Below are 17,815 nucleotides of genomic sequence, written 5' to 3'. Positions count from 1 at the left end.
CCTCAAACGGCGACACAAAAGTTATCCACAATTTATGGTAATATCATCAAAAATTGTGGATAAAAAAGCATACGAACATCTCAATGACTGATATAATAGGAATATGATACTCATATTGTTTGCTTGTTCGTGTGGATAATTGTGGAAAACTTTAAAATACAAATGTTTGCACGATACATCATAATATTAAGAAAGTTTAAAATAGAGGATAACATGAATATTAAATTGATCACAGTTGGTAAATTAAAAGAAAAATATCTCAAGGATGGTATTGCAGAATATACAAAGCGATTATCACGTTTTGCTAAAATGGAAATCATTGAATTAATTGATGAAAAAACGCCTGAAAAGGCTAGTATGGCGCAAAATAATCAAATTATAGCTAAGGAAGGGGGGCGTATTTCCGAAAAAATTGGGCCACGTGATTTTGTTATTGTATTAGCAATTGAAGGTAAACAATTAGCTTCAGAAGCGTTTTCTAAAAAACTTGCTGATGTAACCGTTTCTGGATATTCGGATATCACTTTTGTTATTGGTGGTTCATTAGGGCTTGATCCAGTAATTAAACAACGTGCTAATATGCAAATGAGTTTTGGTTTACTAACACTGCCGCATCAACTTATGCGGCTTGTTTTGATCGAACAAATTTACCGTGCCTTTATGATTCAACAGGGGTCACCGTACCACAAATAAAAATTTGCTGTGAAATCGATAAAATAAAGCGTGAATAATATAGCAAATAAACGATAGTTGACATATAATATAGTAAATCGTAATTATCTATAAAAGGGTGTGTTGACATGAATGAATTTCCACAAGTTTTGACGATTGCTGGGTCTGATTCAGATGGATCGGCAGGTATGCAAGCTGATTTACATACATTTTTTATTCGAAAAACATATGGTATGAGTGTGTTGGTTGCTGCAGTAGCGGGCAATTCATTTGGCATTCATGCTGCTGAAACATTACCTCTACCCTTTATTGAAAAACAATTTGAGGTTTTAGCTGATGATTTTCAAGTACGGGCAAGTAAAACAGGTATGCTCTCAGATGCTGATTTAATTACAACAGTTGTTAATGCCTATAAGACTTATAATTTTGGGCCATTGGTTGTTGATCCTGTGATCACAACGAAACACGGCGCGCAGCTGTTAGCTGATAGTGCCTTTCAGGCATTGAAAACTAAGCTACTACCATTGGCTGAAGTGGCTACGCCTAATTTTTTTGAAGCACAACTACTTACCGGAAGGACTATTAATTCAGAGGCTGATCAACGTGAAGCCGCACGTGATATTCAAAAATTTGGCGTGAAAAATGTTGTCATTAAGGGTTGGCATAATCAAGAAAATCAATCTGAGGTTGCCGATTATGTGTTATTAGCAAATGGTAGCGATTTTTGGTTACGGCATAGCTATTTTGATACAACACATATCAATGGGACAGGTGACACTTTGAGTGCCACGATTGCTGCAGAAATGGCTAAAGGCACAGATGTAGCAACAGCCATTAAAATAGGACATGATGTGACAAAAGCGGCCATTGAGAATGAAATTGCTGTTGGGCATCAGTTTGGGCCGATTAATCACTGGGCTGCAGCAGATATTTAAATTAAACATAAAAAACGATGGCAGTAAATTAGATTTATCTAATTTACTGCCATCGTTTTTTTCGTGCTTATTACACGCAATGAGAGTTATTTTTTATATAAAGTCTCTTGGTGCCTTATTCCTAAAGAGTAGGGTGAGTGCAGCACCAACAAGCATTAATGCTGCGGCGGTCAGGAATGTTATTTTTATGCCATGAAGCTGGATAAGTACATCGAGTGTGCTGGCATGCGTTTTAGCATAGCTAAGAGATGACCTTGTCATGATAGTAACTAATGCTGCAGTACCAAATGAAGCCGCAATTTGACGGACTGTCGTGAACATTGCTGATCCATCAGGCATTAGTGCCAAAGGTAAGGCATTAAAGGCTTCAGTTTGAATAGGCATTAGCACTAAGACTAAGCCAAGTTGACGGATAAATTGACCAACAACCGCAAACCACAATGGGGTTGTCAGTGTCAGTGAGGCTAAAACAATTGTGCCAACAGCTGTAATTAAGATACCGATTAATGTGAGATATTTGACGCCGTATTGATCATATAGACGCCCGCTCCATGGCGATAAAAACGCAGTAACTAAGGCACCAGGGAATAGTACAAGTCCAGATACAAACGCTGACGCGCCACGAATAGTTTGCATATAAAGTGGTAACATAAGAGCCCCACCATACATAGCAATCATTAAGACAATGTTAATTAACATGGCGATAACAAACTCACGTTGTTTTAAAACCGCCATGTTAAGTAATGGTGTTTTTGTTGAAAACTGTCGCCAAATAAACAAAGCAGTGACAACTAACCCAATAATAATAAAGCCCCAGACGGTGAATTCAGACCATGGTGTTGCGCCAGCATTTGAGAAACCATAAAGTAATGAACCAAGGCCAATACTTGATAATACGACACCGATAAAGTCGAATTTAAGCATCTTTTGTTCGCCAATATTTTGTAATAAGAAGTAAGCAAGTATAAAGTCGGCAATAATTAAGGGTGCTACGATGAAAAATAGAAAGCGCCAAGAGAGATTTGTCACAATAAAACCAGATAATGTTGGGCCAAGTGTAGGCGCAAAGTTTAGCGCTAAACCAATTAAGCCCATTGCGCCACCACGTTTATCAGGTGCAAAGAGATTCATCACAATAACGTTCATTAATGGGCCAAAAACGCCAGCACCCATCGCTTGAATCATTCTTCCAGTAATTAAAATGGTGAAATTTGGCGCGAATCCGGCTATGAGTGTACCAATTGCGAATAAGCCAACAGCGGTAAGGTAAAGTCTACGTGTGGTTAGACGTTGAATTAGGAATGCAGTAAGGGGAACCATGACACCGTTAACTAACATGTAACCGTTTGTCATCCATTGTCCTAATCCTGGACCAATGTTAAATTCATGCATAATATTAGGTAAGGCAACATTCATTAGTGTTTGATTTAAAAACCCCAGAAATGTGCCAATGACAAGGATGATAAGAATTGATTTTTGTTTTTTTGATATATTCAAGTGCGCCCAACCTTTCTTTTTAAATAATTATAACATGTGATTAACGATAATATAATGATAAAGATGTAAACAAAAAACCAGTAAAAATACTGGTTTTTGTTATATCAAATTAAATTACTTTGTTACAGGTAATTCTTCTGACTTACCTTTTGCCCATTGTTGCAATTTTGCAATAGCAGTTTGGCGTTGTTTCTTAGCTGAGTTGTGTCCGACCTTGCGAGCACGGGCGAATGAATTAAGCGGCTTCTTTAATGCCATGATGGGTACTCCTTTTTCAAATGTTTTTACATACAAGATCTTATTATACGTTAGATAGGTTTAAAAATCAATCTTTTAAACAAATAAGTGTTTCTAAAATATCATAAAATTAAGGTACAATAGATATATGGAAATATGGTCTGAACAAACAATTAAAGATTTTCGTCGTACACTACTTGATTGGTACAACCAAGAGGGACGTGCGAATTTACCTTGGCGTGTCAATCATGAGCCTTATCGCGTGCTTGTATCTGAAATTATGTTGCAACAAACACAAGTGGATACGGTTTTACCATACTATGAGCGATTTATGTCTGATTTGCCAACTGTCCAAGATTTAGCATACGCACCCGAAGCGCAAGTGTTAAAACTATGGGAGGGACTCGGGTATTATTCGCGCGCGCGTAATTTGCAAAAAGCAGCCAAGTTCATTGTGGAAGAGTTACATGGTAATTGGCCTGAAAGTGCAGATGATTTGCAGGAATTACCGGGTGTGGGTCCTTATACGTCAGCGGCTATTGCATCCATTAGTTTTGGAGAGGTGGTGCCCGCTGTTGATGGCAATGCTTATCGTGTGTTCAGTCGGTTACTCAAAATTGATGCTGATATTGCTAATACAAAATCACGTCATATTTTTTATGATGCTATTTTACCAATTGTGGATCCAGTACGTCCTGGAGATTTTAATCAGGCGATTATGGATCTTGGATCAAGTTACATGACTGCTAAAAATCCAGATAGTCATCACTCGCCAGTTCGATCGTTTAATGCGGCTTTTCGTGACGGTGTGGAAGCTAACTTTCCTGTTAAAACTAAAAAACAGAAACCAATAAAACAGCAATATGTTGCAATTATTTCTGAAAAAGGTGGCCAGTTATTATTTGAACAAAGACCAGACACTGGTTTACTCGCTGGTTTTTGGACGTTCCCATTAATTCCGATCAATAGTATTGATGATATTGAAGGACAACAACTTAATATTAAGCCAATTGTTCATGTGTTTACACATCGCCGTTGGGAAATATGGTTGGTAAAACAAGAGGTTGATCGCATGCCCAATCAACAATACCTATCATCAAGTGATTGGCAAACATTATCTTTACCTACTGTACAACATAAACTACTTAAAGCACTGGAGGATTTAAAATAATGTTTCCTAATATGAAATTAAAAAAACTGTTTTTTTGGACGCTAGAGTTACTGGCAGGAGCTGTATTAATTTTAATTGTATCTGGGTTTGATTTTTTGATGCGACCTATTTCAGTTTTTATTTCAACAGTATTTGTACCACTCCTTGTAGCAGGCTTTCTTTATTATGTACTAAAGCCCATTTTAAAATTAGTAAAAAAAATAAAAATTTTTGGTAAATCAATACCTCACCAATTTGCGGTTATTATCACTTTTGTTTTGTTTTTGGCTGTTATTGCTACAGCGTTAATTGTTCTTGTGCCAACCTTGATTCGTGAAATAACGAATTTGATCACCGCAATGCCAAGTTTCGCACAAGATATGCAACGATTTACAACAGAAACTATCAATAGTCGATGGTTTGAAAATTTACATTTATCTGTTAATGCGGATCAAATTAGGTCTGCAGTGGGTCAGTATGCCGCATCATTTTTAAACATTACAGCAGGAACTTTAGGAACGGTTGTGTCTACAGTCACATCTGTTACGATTAACCTTGTTACCATTCCAGTTGTATTATTTTACATGTTAAGTGATGGGGAGCGTTTGGTACCTGCCATTAAAAAAGCTTTTCCAGATCGACACGCGCAGAAAATTTCTGAATTGACAACAAAAATGGACAACACCATAGAAAAGTATATTTCGGGACAGGCCATTGAAATGTTGTTTGTTGGTGTCACAATGGCTATTGGTTATTTGATTATCGGACAACCCTATGCTTGGTTGCTTGCCGTCGTGGCGGGTATTACAAATATTGTGCCATATATTGGTCCTTGGATTGGTGTGATACCAGCTTTAATTGTCGCCAGTACACAATCTTGGAAACAGATGATTTTTGTCTTTATAGTAATGACAGTTGTTCAACAACTTGATGGCAATTTTATTTATCCTAATGTTATTGGTAAATCATTAGCGATTCATCCATTGACCATTATGCTACTATTAATGGTAGCTGGTAATTTATGGGGTATTGTTGGTATGATCGTGATCGTACCAGTATACGCAGTTCTACGAGTGATTATTTCTTTTGTTCTGGAGCTCTTTGCGTTGACAAAAAGTAAAGAAATATTACGAGAATAACGGGTTCGTTTTTTTATTTGACAAAAATGTTCTTGAAATGATTAATTATTATTTTTATGAACGTGTATAGCATTGTAAAAAATATAAATTAATCATGCAACAAACGTTGGTACGTAAAGATATGGAGTTTAATGTAGTATGTCAATTAAAAGGCAATCTGAAATTGGGTGTTGACGTATGATCGTTTTTCAAGTAAACTTATATAGTTGCGTAAACAACAATGCGGGTGTGGCGGAACTGGCAGACGCGCTGGATTTAGGTTCCAGTGCCGCAAGGCGTGCAGGTTCGATTCCTGTCACCCGTATAAGAGAATTAGTATTCTCTGGGGTATCTAGTATGATTTAGGCATACTTGAGTACTTGGAGTTGCCGACTTAGCTCAGTTGGTAGAGCATCTCACTAGTAATGAGGGGGTCAACGGTTCGAATCCGCTAGTCGGCATTATAGTAAAGCAGTGATATATTAATATATCACTGCTTTTTTTGTTGGACATGATTAAATCAACTAATTGGCTTTACAAACTAGTTGATATCATCTATACTACTAGTATGTTAAATAGACTAGTGTAGGGGTAAGATTATGAAGCCAAATATTTCGAGTCAGATGCTTAAGGGCATTTTGCAAGGCGTTATGCTCATGATTTTGGTTAAAAAACCAGATTATGGTTATGGTATTAGTAAACAGATTAATCAATATGGTTTAGACGATATTCCTAAAGGAACGATTTACCCGTTACTGACTATGATGGAAAAACGTGGTTTAGTTGAGGGTAAGATGCAACCATCTGCGGAAGGACCAGATCGAAAGTATTATTTTATTACATCAGATGGTATAGCAGCTAAGCAGCAATTTATTAAAGAGTGGCAATTTTTAGAAAGTGCAGTGAATCAACTAATAGATGAGGGAACAACAGATGAAAACAAAAGAAATGATTGAAATGAATAATGAGTTACGAAAAAATCTGAACGAAGAGAATAAAATATTTTATGAAAACTTATTATTGTATTTCAGAATAGAGGGATTTACGCGCGATGAAAACAAAATAGAAACGCATTTACTCATGATATTACAAGATATTTTAGAGGCACAAAATGATGGCATCACAGCAGAAACGTATTTTGGAAAAAATCCAAAGATGATTGCTGATGAGTTATTGGCTGAAATGCCACGCAGTTTCTGGGAAGTCATTAAGACAGGTTTATATGTTGTGATGGTCTATATGGGTGTCAGTTTTTTGCCAGCTTTGATGACATCTGGCAAACCTGTTGATATTGGTGCCCTAGGATTATCTGGTCTGTATCTATTTGGTATCGCATTAATTTTGTTTAAATACATTGGTCGAACAATTTATAATGTGAATATCATGATACAAAACAAAATTTTGAAGTTTTCGGCTGCTTTCATAGCGGTAAGTATTGGTATAGCACCTGTGACCTTAATTGGAATTCTTGTAAAAACGCCAGTTCGCTTTCAGCTTGATGGTTGGTTTGGTATTATTGTGATTATACTTGGCTTACTGATTGGCTCATTTTTCTTTATACGTCAAAAAGATAAGACTTTCGGTTGGCCATTTGCCATATACTTAGGTGGCGCTGGTGCATTAGGTATTGTGACCCGTTTACCGAAAATAGGTCATCTATTGATGGCTACACAAAAGGGGCGATATATCGTTGTTGGCATTATCATTGTGCTGTTAATGGTTTTTTGGTTGTGGAATATTATTGTAGCCAAAAAATTAAAAAAAATTGATGAAATCAAATAAACAGGTAGCAATAGTTTATACTATTGCTACCTGTTTTTTATTAATCTCGGCGTGTTAATTTCACAACGCCTTCCCAACGGGCAGTTTGTGGGAACATATCAATGCTTTGAATGTAATCGACTTTATAGGCTTTTGTTAAATCAACTAAGTCACGGGCTAATGTTGATGCGTTACATGAGATATAAACAAATTTTTCCGGTTTTGTACGCAAAATTTCGCGACGTAAAGCAGTATCTAGTCCAGTACGTGGTGGATCAACGATCAATGCATCGGCTAACCAGCCTTCAGACTGCCATTTTGGAAATAGTTCCTCTGCTGTTCCTATTTCGTAATGGGCATTTTCAATGTAGTTAATTTTGGCATTAATGTTAGCATCATCAACTGCTTCAGGGATAATTTCCATACCGCGAACTTCGCCAACCTTATCAGCTAAACTTAAACCAATCGTACCAACACCAGCATAGGCATCGACTAATTTATCAGCGTGTGTTAAGTCAAGTGCAGCTAGTGCTTCCTTATAGACTACTGCCATTTGTGTGTAATTGAGTTGCATGAAGGCACGAGGCGAGAGTTGGAAAGTTTTCCCCATAACTGTTTCTTCAATGTAGTCTTTACCCCATAATTTGATTGTTTCATCACCCCAGACAAGGCTGGTGCGACCAGGATTGAAATTTTGGAAAATACCTGTGACTTCTGGTAAGGCTTGATTAATAGCCGTAATCAACGCTGTGTCTCCAGGGAATCCATCAGTATTGGTAACAAAAGTTAATTGTACTTCACCAGTTGTATGTGACACACGAACGACAATTGTTTTAACTGTGCCATGATTTTTATCTTCATTGTAGATTGAAACTGAAAGCTTATCAAGTAGCTCACGAATCGTTCGTAGAACCTTCATTGTAACAGGGTCTTGTGTATGGACAATAGGCAGATCGACAAGATCGTGACTACTACGTTTGTACATACCGACACTGAGTTTTTTACCTATTTTACGAACTGGAAATTGTGCTTTATTACGGTATTCGTATGGATTTTCCATACCAATTGTGTCGCGCAAATCGTAATCAGACCAACCGCGTGGTTGGAATTTTTCTAATGATTGCACAAGGACGTCTTTTTTGAATGCTAATTGTGCGGGATATGTCATGTGCTCGAGTTCAAAGCCACCGACCTCAGTAGCGAATTCATCCATGGGTTTAACACGGTTTGGTGATTTTTCACGAATTTTTAACACGCGAGCCGCAATATATTTAGGTTCGACTTCAGTGACTCTAACAACAGCCACCTCATCTGGTAAAGCACCAGGAACGAAAACAATTTTACGTTTAAAGTAGCCAATTCCTTCACCATTGATGCCTAGGCGTTTGATCGTTAGTGGGAAATTTTGATCGACATGTACATCCACACCATCGAAATGGGGATCTTGTCTTTGACCTGATTTGCGTGGATCAAATTTCTTGCCGTAAAAAGGTTTTTTACCACTTGAATTGCTATTTTTTTGTGCATAGGCACGTTTTTTTGGTGAATTTTCTGTCATGATGTTTATGTTTTAGCGGATCGTTTAATATTATGTATTGAACAAGCGCTAAAACATTTCCTTTCTGCATTGCAATGCCATGGTAACTTTGTTATCTATCAAGTATAACAGCTAATTCTATATAAAACAGGTGATAAATTTAGGTATACCACACTTGTGTTATACCACGTATGTGTTATAATTGAATTGTAAAGGAGATGTGGAAAAATGATAAGAAGCAAAAACTTTATTAATCGCGATCATGATCGTGTACGTGGACAAACTTTAAATTGGAGTGATGATTATGAGATTTGATATTAAAGCGTATTTGGATGACAATTCGCTCACGATCTACCGAGTAGCGAAAGATTCTGGATATGGTTATACAACAATCCATAAATCATTTAACAAAACGCAATCAGGTGCAACTAGTTTGAATATGAGAGATCTTGATGCACTTGCTAAAGCGCAACATCAAGCAATGTGGGAAGTGCTAAGAGATCTTGAAAAATTATATTTTAATTCAGACGAGCGTTGATGTAGCTAACAACTTTGAACGTGGCTACACTTATTAAGTGTCTGATATAAATGAATAAAAGGGGAATTTTAAATGGCTAATGACAATTTTTTAAATGATCCATTCGGATCAGATATGAACAATATTTTTAATAATATGATGGGTAATATGAACGGTTATAATTCTGAAAACCGGCGTTATCTTATCAATGGACAAGAAGTGACACCTGAGCAGTTTGCGCAATATCGTCAAAGCGGACAGTTGCCTCAGGGTCAACAGGCAACAATTAATGGGGATAGCGCTGGTCGACAGGTAGCTCAGTCGCAAGGACAACCTAAGCAGGAAGGTATATTAGCTAAGTTGGGCCGTAATTTGACACAAGAAGCACGTGATGGTTTGCTTGATCCAGTGATTGGTCGTAACAAGGAGATTCAAGAGACTGCAGAAATTTTGGGTCGCCGTACGAAGAATAATCCAGTATTAGTTGGCGATGCTGGTGTTGGTAAAACAGCTGTCGTTGAAGGTCTGGCACAAGCAATTGTGACAGGTGATGTACCTGCTGCTATTAAAGATAAAGAAATTTATTCGATTGATATTTCAAGTTTAGAGGCAGGTACGCAATTCCGTGGTGCTTTCGAAGAGAATATTCAAAACTTGATGAAAGAAGTTAAATCAGCAGGGAATGTTATCTTATTCTTTGATGAAATTCATCAAATTTTGGGCGCTGGTTCTACTGGCGGTGAAGATGGGGGCAAAGGTTTGGCTGATATTATCAAACCTGCCTTGAGTCGAGGTGAAATTTCGCTAATTGGTGCGACAACTCAAGATGAATATCGTAACACTATTATGAAAAATGCTGCTTTGGCACGTCGATTTAATGAAGTTACTGTTAATGCGCCATCTGCCAAGGATACGCTACAAATTTTAAAAGGTATTGCTGCATTGTATGAAACGCACCATCATGTTTCCTTACCAGAGGATGTGTTGAAGGCTGCTGTTGATTACGCGGTACAATATATTCCACAACGTTCGCTGCCTGATAAGGCGATAGATTTGTTGGATATGACGGCAGCTCATTTGAGTGCTAAAAATCCAGTAACAGACAAAGTTAGTTTAGAAAAGCAATTGCATGACACCAAAGCAAAGCAGGAAAAGGCTGTTGCAGACGAGGATTTTGAAGCTGCATTAAAACATAAAAATACAATTGCTGAGTTAGAACAGAAAATTGCCGGGGCAGATGAAGCGACCAAAGTTGTTGCCACTGCTAATGATGTGGCAGAGTCTGTTGAACGTTTAACAGGTATTCCAGTCGCACAAATGGGTGCTTCTGATATTGAACGTTTGAAGACAATCGGCGATCGTCTGGCTGGTAAAGTTATCGGACAAGAGGACGCAGTTAATATGGTTGCACGTGCTATTCGTCGTAACCGTGCGGGATTTGACGAAGGAAATCGACCAATTGGTAGTTTCTTATTTGTTGGTCCAACAGGTGTTGGAAAGACAGAGTTAGCTAAGCAACTAGCGCTAGATATGTTTGGTAGCAAAGATAACATTGTACGATTAGATATGTCAGAGTATTCAGACTTGACAGCAGTTTCAAAGTTAATTGGGACTACTGCTGGCTATGTTGGATATGATGATAACAGTAACACGCTAACAGAAAAAGTGCGTCGTAATCCTTATTCTATTGTCTTACTTGATGAAATTGAAAAGGCAAATCCACAAATTTTAACATTATTACTACAAGTAATGGATGATGGTCGACTCACTGATGGTCAAGGTAACGTTGTTAATTTCAAAAATACAGTGATTATTGCAACTTCAAATGCCGGTTTTTCAGATAAGAGCGATGGTGAACTCATGGCGCGTTTGGCACCTTACTTCCGTCCGGAATTCTTAAACCGTTTTAATGGGGTGATTGAATTTTCAACTTTGAGTAAAGATGATCTCAAGCAAATTGTTAATTTAATGCTAGCTGATGTGAGTCAGACATTAGCTAAGAAAGATTTGACTTTGCAGGTGTCTGACGCTGTTAAAAATCATTTGATTGAAGATGGTTATGATGAAGCGATGGGTGCACGACCACTCCGTCGTGTTATTGAACAACAAATTCGTGATCAAGTCACTGACTTTTACCTTGATAGCCCTGGCGAGAAAGAACTTAGTGCAGACTTAATTGATGATCAAGTTGTGATTTCAGCTATTATTAAAAAATAATATTGTGTCAAAAAGATCGGTTAGCGATATCATGCTAACCGTTTTTTAGTGTCTGATTAGTTTTATTTTTAGGTAGCGGTTCAAATAGTGATTAAATTCAAAAAATCTTGTCTAGACTGGTAAGTCTATGCTACGGTACCAGTGGCTTAACTTGTCTATACATTTAGATGAAAGAGCCAGCTTAATTATTTGTAAGCGCTTACAAATAATGTTATATTTAAGCTGTAAATAGCGATAGAGGAGAATTTGTGATGAATAAATATCAGATCATCCACGATGAATTGCTAAAACAAATTAATGATGGGAAATATCCAGAAGATGCAAAATTACCTAGTGATTTTGCCCTAATGAATCGCTATCATGTCGCTCGCGAGACGTCGCGAAAGGCTGTTGCAATGTTAGTTGATGAGGGATATGTCATGCGAATTAAAGGGCGTGGGACATTTGTTATTAATCAAAATCGTTATTCGTTTCCGATTTCGCATGTTGAAAGTTATCGTGAATTAGCGGCACGTCTAAATCTCAATGAACGGACGCAACTGTATGCTATTTCAGATAAAGATGTTCCATTAGTTTTTGATTATAGTGAACAAATACCCTTACCGGCAACAGAAATTGTGCGTATTCGTTATTTGGATAATGAACCCGTAATTATTGACCGGGATTATGTTTTAAAAGATGTTGTCCCAGAAATTAAAGGTTTGTCGACTTCACTATCATTATTTGAATTATTTGAGCAAAAGTTAGGTTTAGTGATTAGTTATGCAAAAAAGACAATTACGATTGAAACTGCCAATACATTAGATAGGCAGCTAATGTCATTGACGGAACCCATGTCAATTGTCGTGATTCGTTCAGAAACCTTTCTTAATGATGGGAGAATTATCGCATTTACTGAATCCCGTCATCGTGGCGATCGCTTCAAGAGTGTCGAATTTTCTAGACGCCATTGAAATGATGTTGGGAATAGTTACGCATAGGAGAAAAGAAATGACAAATACAAAAATTTTGGCGCCGCTTGCCGGCAAACTCATCCCATTAATAGAAGTTGATGATCCAATTTTTAGCAAGAAAACGATGGGTGATGGATTTGGACTGATACCAACGGGTCATGATATAGTTGCACCAGTAGCTGGCGAAGTTATTGCCCTACAAGGTCATGCTTTTGGTTTGCATAATTCAGATGGCTTAGATGTATTGACACATATTGGTCTTGAAACAGTCAGTCTTGATGGCAAACCATTTTCATGGACAATTAAAAAAGGTGATCATGTACGTGCTGGAGATAAAGTTGGGTCTGTTGATTTAGCCCAAATTACTGCAGCCAATCTATCTACAACAACGATGGTGGTCGTGACGAACACAGCTGAGCGGGTAGATAGTTTGAAAGTTATCGATTATAAAACGGTAACAGCTGGTGAAGTGGTTGCTGATGTAGCTATTAAACAAGAAATAATAGAGACAACTAAAATGAGTAGTTCAGTAAAAAGATCTGGTAATCAGTATGAAGGACTGGCTGCTGACATTATTGCTGGTGTTGGTGGTGCACAAAATGTGGATAAAGTGATTCACTGTATTACGCGATTGCGTTTTTATTTGAAAGATCACAACATTGCTGATAATCAGGCCATTGAAAGTTTAGATGGTATAGCAGGTGTAAATTATGCCGATTCATTAGGACAGTATCAAGTTGTCATTGGTCCTGCTGTTGCCGATGTTTATGATGAGGTGATTACGCAATTAGGCGATAATGTGGTTGATAATGATGCAACAGATCAGGCAGTGGCTGAAACGCGAGGTGGTAATGGTTCTAAAAATCCAATCGTGCACGCGTTTCAGGCGATAATTGGCACCATTACTGGTTCAATGATGCCAATCATTGGGTTACTTGCTGCTGGTGGTATGTTAAATGGTTTCTTGAGTTTGGTATCGAATCAAGCATCATTTTCGGCAATTTATTTTATTAATCCAGCATCGAGTACGTTTACGATTTTACAATCAATGGCGATGGCACCGTTTTATTTTCTACCAATTCTAGTTGGTTTCTCAGCTGCCCAACAACTGAAAAGTGATCCATTTGTTGTTGCAGCTATTGGTGCGTTTCTTGTTAAACCAGAGTTTATTAACTTAACAAATGCTCATGTTGTCAATAATGAAATTGTTCAACCTGGTAAAATTATGGGGACATTATTTGGTGTCAGTTTGAATTCGAGTTTCTTCGGACTGCCAATTAATATTCCGAGTTATGCCTATTCAATTTTCCCAATTATATTTGCTGCATGGCTAGCACGACCAGTTGGAAATTGGCTTAAAAAGAAGTTACCATTGGTATTACGTTCAATTTTCCAACCATTACTAACATTAGTTGTTGTGGCTTCTGTAGTGCTAATTCTTGTCGGCCCTGCAATCACGTTAACATCGCAAGGCATTTCTACAGTAATTAACTGGTTACTACATTTGAACTATCCATTGTCTGGTTTAATTATTGGTGGCTTGTATCAAGCACTTGTTATATTTGGATTACATTGGATGGTGGTACCGTTGATTGCCAACGAAATTGCACAAACAGGACATTCAACGTTGAACGCCATTGTTAACTTTACAATGATTGCTCAAGGTGCTGGTGCACTGGCTGTGTGGGCGAAAACAAAAATTCCTTCACTTAAAGGGCTTGCCGGTGCTGGCTTCCTGTCAGCAATGGCTGGTATTACCGAACCTGCTATGTATGGTATTAATTTAAAGTATGGTCGTGTATTCTGGATGGCCAATATTGGTGGTGCCGTTGGTGGCTTTATTGCAGGATTATTTAACTTAAATATGTATGGTTTCACCGGTTCGTTAATTGGTTTCCCATCGTTTGCTGTACCAAAAGGTCAGGTGGGCGCTGGTAATAATATGTTGATTTTCTGGATTGCTTCGGCCGCAACAATTATTGTCTCGTTTGCAATGGTGTACTTCTTCGGCTTTAAAGACTCTGACGCAAGTGAAATAAAAACAGTTGAGAAGAGAAACGCCTTTAAAGATGCTGCTGGTAAGTAAGAAGTTGACAATTTAAGGAGGAAACATGGCAGAAAATACTTGGTCATTAACTTATGATGATATCGTAGATGGCGTGAAAAACTACGGTCGTGAAAGCTTACTAAGCCTAGGAAATGGATTTCTTGGTTGGCGTGGTGCACTTGTTACAAATACTTATGATGTCGATTTTTACCCTGGACTGTACGCAGCAGGTGTTTTTAATCAAACGTCAACACCGGTTGCCGGACGCGCTGTAATTAATGAAGATTTAGTTAATTTACCAAACGTCCAATTGATGACGGTGTCAATTGCTGGTCAACCCTTAGTGATTAATAATGATACGATGACCAACTTGACACGACAACTTGATTTTAAAACAGGAGAATTAATTGATCAGTATCGTGTTTTGGTGGATGATAATCCGGAACATTTTGTTGATATTGAAACTATCAAAATTGTTGACCCCGTAAATTGGCATTGTCTAGCTTTAAAATTCAAAGTCACACCTAGTTATGATGTTGATTTGACGGTTGAGGCCAAAATTGATGGTAGCGTTGAAAATAAAAACGTTGCGCGCTACCGAGATTTTGATTCGAAAGAATTTGTGATTCAATCAATAACTGACACAACGATGACAACTCATACACGAACAACTCATGTGACAGTGGCTTTGGCATCGCAATCAAGTGGCGAAAATGTGCAATCAAAAACGACTAAAATAACAGATGACAGTGTTATTGACCAGTATGCTGCTCACGGGCGTACAGGACAAACGGTGGTTATCACGCGTGTGATGGCGCTAGCAAGTGATTTGGAAACAAAAACAGATCCCACAGCATTAGTTCAAAATGCGGTTGACCAAACAACGTTTTCAGAGATTCAACAAAACAGTCATGCTTATTGGCATGAATTATGGCAGACAAAAGATATTCAAATTACTGGTGATGATGCGATGCAAAAATTAATCAGAATGGGTATCTTTCATTTAAACCAAATGGGAAATCGTCATGCCAATCCGAATTTAGACGTGTCTGTTGGTTCTCGTGGATTAACTGGTGAAGGTTATCGTGGCCATATTTTCTGGGATGAACTATTTGTTTTACCCTATTATTCAGCAAATGAATCGACTGTGGCACGATCAATTTTGAAATATCGTACGAACCGTTTGTCAGTGGCTGAAAAAAATGCCTTGTCTGAGAATGAAACTGGTGCGATGTACCCTTGGCAATCAGGTATGTACGGGGATGAACAAAGCCAGTTAATTCATTTAAATACAGTCGATAATACTTGGATTCCCGATAATTCTCGTCTGCAACGGCATGTGTCTTTGGCGATAGCCTACAACATGTGGGTGTACCAGAAAATGACGGGGAAATTAGATCATCTGAATGATAATGGGTTAGAAATGCTCATACAAATTGCCCGTTTTTGGATTAACAAGGCACAATCAGCAGGCGATAGATTTATTATTGCTGGTGTGATGGGACCAAATGAGTTTCACGAAGAAATTCCTGGAGCACATAAGGGTGGCCTACTTAATAATGCCTATACAAATATTATGCTAGTGTGGCTTTTAAATTACTTGCATGAATTATCACAAAATCCTGCTAGCAATTTTAGTCAAGTAGCAAAGCAGGTTGGGTATACTGATGATGAACAAGAAAAAGCAGAAATGATCCGCCATCTCTTGAAGTTATCAATTAATAGTGATGGCATTGTTGAACAATATGAAGGATTTTTCCAGTTGAAACAGTTAGATTTTTCTGCTTATCAAGCTAAATACGGTGATATTCATCGTATTGATCGACTTTTAAAATCTGAAGGAAAAGCGCCAGATGATTACCAAGTTATTAAACAAGCTGATTTCTTGATGTTAATTTATAATTTAGGCGCTGCGCATACACATGAGTTAATTACACAATTAGGTTATCAATTACCAGATGATTGGTTAGCTAAAAATACAGCCTATTATTTAAAACGGACAACACATGGTTCAACAACATCACGACCAGTATTTGCGGGTATTTATGTTGAACTTGCACGACAGGGTAATACAACGCTTGAATCACAAGCTTATGATTTTTTAACTGATGCAATTGGTTCAGATTATTATGATATACAAGGTGGTACAACAGCCGAAGGTGTTCACATGGGTGTGATGGGTGAAACATTATCGGTTATTCAAAATGATTATGCAGGTGTGGACATGCTACATGATATGTTTGTGTTAAATCCACGTTTGCCGAAGCAATGGTCAAAATTACGTTTTACACAACTTTATCAAGGCGCGCAATTAACCATTGAGATAACAGCTAAAGAGGTAACGATTACCAGTAATCGTGATATCAATATTATGGTAACTGATCAAATAATTGCGCTTATTGCACAACAAGAAAGAAAGGTAGTTTACAATGGTTGAGTTTTCAGATATTAAGGGTTTTACTTTTGATTTAGATGGTGTCATTACTGATACGGCTAAATTTCATGAGCAAGCATGGCATGATTTAGCTATGCAAATAGGTGTTAATTGGTCTGATGAGCTAGGCAACCAATTAAAAGGTATTAGTCGCATGGATTCTTTAAACATGATCTTGTCAGCTGCGGGACAGCAAGATAAGTATAGTGATGAAGAAAAACAAGCCTTTACGATACAAAAAAATACTCACTATGTTGAACTAATTCAAGAGATTACACCAAAAGACATTTTACCAGGCATGACTGCATTTTTGTCAGAAATTAAATCTGGTGGTTATATTGCTAGTATTGCAAGTGCTTCTAAAAATGCGCCTAAAATTCTTGAAAAATTGGGTATTATTGATGATTTTGTTGGGATCGTTGACCCAGCAACATTATCACATGGGAAACCTGATCCCGAAATATTTACTAAAGCCGGCGACATTTTAAAGTTAAGTCCGAGCCAAATTATAGGATTAGAGGATGCTAGCGCGGGGGTAGAAGCCATTAAAGCTGCTGGTCAGACAGCATTAGGTATTGGTTTAGCGGCAAAATCTGCATCTCCAAATTTATGGGTAGCTAGTACAGCAGAAATTTCTCTGGCAAATATTGCTGCTGGTATGCAAAATTCAAAATAATTTATAAACACGATGTCATTCTTAGAAAATAAATAACACAAAAAAACTAAACGTTAGTATATGA

The 17,815-nt window shown here is 37.6% G+C and carries 15 protein-coding genes and 2 tRNA genes; 14 read left to right on the top strand and 3 right to left on the bottom strand.

Features of this window, described 5'->3' with window-relative positions; genetic code table 11:
* Window positions 1-213 precede the first annotated feature (213 nt).
* Both rlmH and thiD read left to right on the top strand, forming a co-directional pair.
* The gene (gene rlmH, locus EUI_RS0102860; RefSeq protein WP_010015939.1) at window positions 214-693 is read left to right on the top strand and encodes a 23S rRNA (pseudouridine(1915)-N(3))-methyltransferase RlmH; all 480 of its coding nucleotides are present in this window, start codon (window positions 214-216) and stop codon (window positions 691-693) included.
* Window positions 694-800: 107 nt separating this feature from the next.
* On the top strand, window positions 801-1,607 hold the full coding sequence (gene thiD / locus EUI_RS0102855; protein ID WP_010015937.1) for a bifunctional hydroxymethylpyrimidine kinase/phosphomethylpyrimidine kinase: 807 nt from the start codon (window positions 801-803) through the stop codon (window positions 1,605-1,607).
* A gap of 93 nt (window positions 1,608-1,700) precedes the next feature.
* On the opposite strand, the gene EUI_RS0102850 is transcribed toward thiD, so the two are convergent.
* Window positions 1,701-3,104, bottom strand: coding sequence for an MDR family MFS transporter (locus tag EUI_RS0102850; RefSeq protein WP_010015936.1), 1,404 nt, complete (start codon window positions 3,102-3,104; stop codon window positions 1,701-1,703).
* Between the two features lie 114 nt (window positions 3,105-3,218).
* Entirely contained in the window at window positions 3,219-3,362 is a 144-nt protein-coding gene (locus EUI_RS10610) for a hypothetical protein (RefSeq protein ID WP_010015935.1), read from the bottom strand.
* A gap of 127 nt (window positions 3,363-3,489) precedes the next feature.
* On the opposite strand from EUI_RS10610, the gene mutY reads away from it, so the two are divergent.
* From mutY to EUI_RS0102815, 6 genes are all read left to right on the top strand, one after another.
* A complete protein-coding gene (mutY, locus tag EUI_RS0102840; RefSeq protein WP_010015934.1) occupies window positions 3,490-4,512 on the top strand; it encodes an A/G-specific adenine glycosylase in 1,023 nt (340 codons plus the stop codon).
* A complete protein-coding gene (locus EUI_RS0102835; protein ID WP_010015933.1) occupies window positions 4,512-5,630 on the top strand; it encodes an AI-2E family transporter in 1,119 nt (372 codons plus the stop codon). The genes mutY and EUI_RS0102835 overlap by 1 nt, the downstream gene beginning before the upstream one ends.
* Window positions 5,631-5,852: 222 nt before the next feature.
* Window positions 5,853-5,934, top strand: a tRNA-Leu gene (locus tag EUI_RS0102830).
* Window positions 5,935-5,997: 63 nt separating this feature from the next.
* Window positions 5,998-6,070: transfer RNA gene (locus tag EUI_RS0102825), tRNA-Thr, on the top strand.
* 138 nt (window positions 6,071-6,208) lie between these two features.
* On the top strand, window positions 6,209-6,565 hold the full coding sequence (locus tag EUI_RS0102820) for a PadR family transcriptional regulator (protein WP_010015932.1): 357 nt from the start codon (window positions 6,209-6,211) through the stop codon (window positions 6,563-6,565).
* Complete coding sequence (locus EUI_RS0102815; protein WP_010015931.1) at window positions 6,543-7,391, top strand: DUF1129 domain-containing protein; 849 nt, start codon at window positions 6,543-6,545, stop codon at window positions 7,389-7,391. The genes EUI_RS0102820 and EUI_RS0102815 overlap by 23 nt, the downstream gene beginning before the upstream one ends.
* 40 nt (window positions 7,392-7,431) lie before the next feature.
* Here EUI_RS0102815 and rlmD read toward each other — a convergent pair whose 3' ends face one another.
* Window positions 7,432-8,928 carry a 23S rRNA (uracil(1939)-C(5))-methyltransferase RlmD gene (gene rlmD / locus EUI_RS0102810; protein ID WP_010015929.1) on the bottom strand — a complete coding sequence of 499 codons (1,497 nt, stop codon included), beginning with the start codon at window positions 8,926-8,928 and terminating at the stop codon, window positions 7,432-7,434.
* Window positions 8,929-9,211: 283 nt separating this feature from the next.
* Between rlmD and EUI_RS0102800 the strand changes: the two genes are divergently transcribed.
* The 6 genes from EUI_RS0102800 (at window position 9,212) to pgmB (ending at window position 17,751) form a co-directional block, all read left to right on the top strand.
* Window positions 9,212-9,445 carry a hypothetical protein gene (locus EUI_RS0102800; RefSeq protein ID WP_010015928.1) on the top strand — a complete coding sequence of 78 codons (234 nt, stop codon included), beginning with the start codon at window positions 9,212-9,214 and terminating at the stop codon, window positions 9,443-9,445.
* Between the two features lie 72 nt (window positions 9,446-9,517).
* Window positions 9,518-11,641, top strand: coding sequence for an AAA family ATPase (locus EUI_RS0102795; protein ID WP_010015927.1), 2,124 nt, complete (start codon window positions 9,518-9,520; stop codon window positions 11,639-11,641).
* Window positions 11,642-11,892: 251 nt separating this feature from the next.
* Complete coding sequence (gene treR, locus EUI_RS0102790) at window positions 11,893-12,594, top strand: trehalose operon repressor (protein WP_010015926.1); 702 nt, start codon at window positions 11,893-11,895, stop codon at window positions 12,592-12,594.
* 37 nt (window positions 12,595-12,631) lie between these two features.
* Window positions 12,632-14,680, top strand: coding sequence for a glucose PTS transporter subunit IIA (locus tag EUI_RS0102785; protein ID WP_010015925.1), 2,049 nt, complete (start codon window positions 12,632-12,634; stop codon window positions 14,678-14,680).
* A gap of 25 nt (window positions 14,681-14,705) precedes the next feature.
* Window positions 14,706-17,078 (top strand): glycosyl hydrolase family 65 domain-containing protein, encoded by a 2,373-nt coding sequence (locus EUI_RS0102780; RefSeq protein WP_010015924.1) that lies wholly within the window; start codon window positions 14,706-14,708, stop codon window positions 17,076-17,078.
* Window positions 17,071-17,751, top strand: a complete 681-nt coding sequence (gene pgmB / locus EUI_RS0102775) for a beta-phosphoglucomutase (protein ID WP_010015922.1) — start codon at window positions 17,071-17,073, stop codon at window positions 17,749-17,751. The genes EUI_RS0102780 and pgmB overlap by 8 nt, the downstream gene beginning before the upstream one ends.
* Window positions 17,752-17,815 lie beyond the last annotated feature (64 nt).

The organism is Leuconostoc gelidum subsp. gelidum KCTC 3527 (genome assembly GCF_000166715.1).
Classification (GTDB): domain Bacteria; phylum Bacillota; class Bacilli; order Lactobacillales; family Lactobacillaceae; genus Leuconostoc; species Leuconostoc gelidum.
This window is presented reverse-complemented; position numbering and strand designations above follow the sequence as displayed.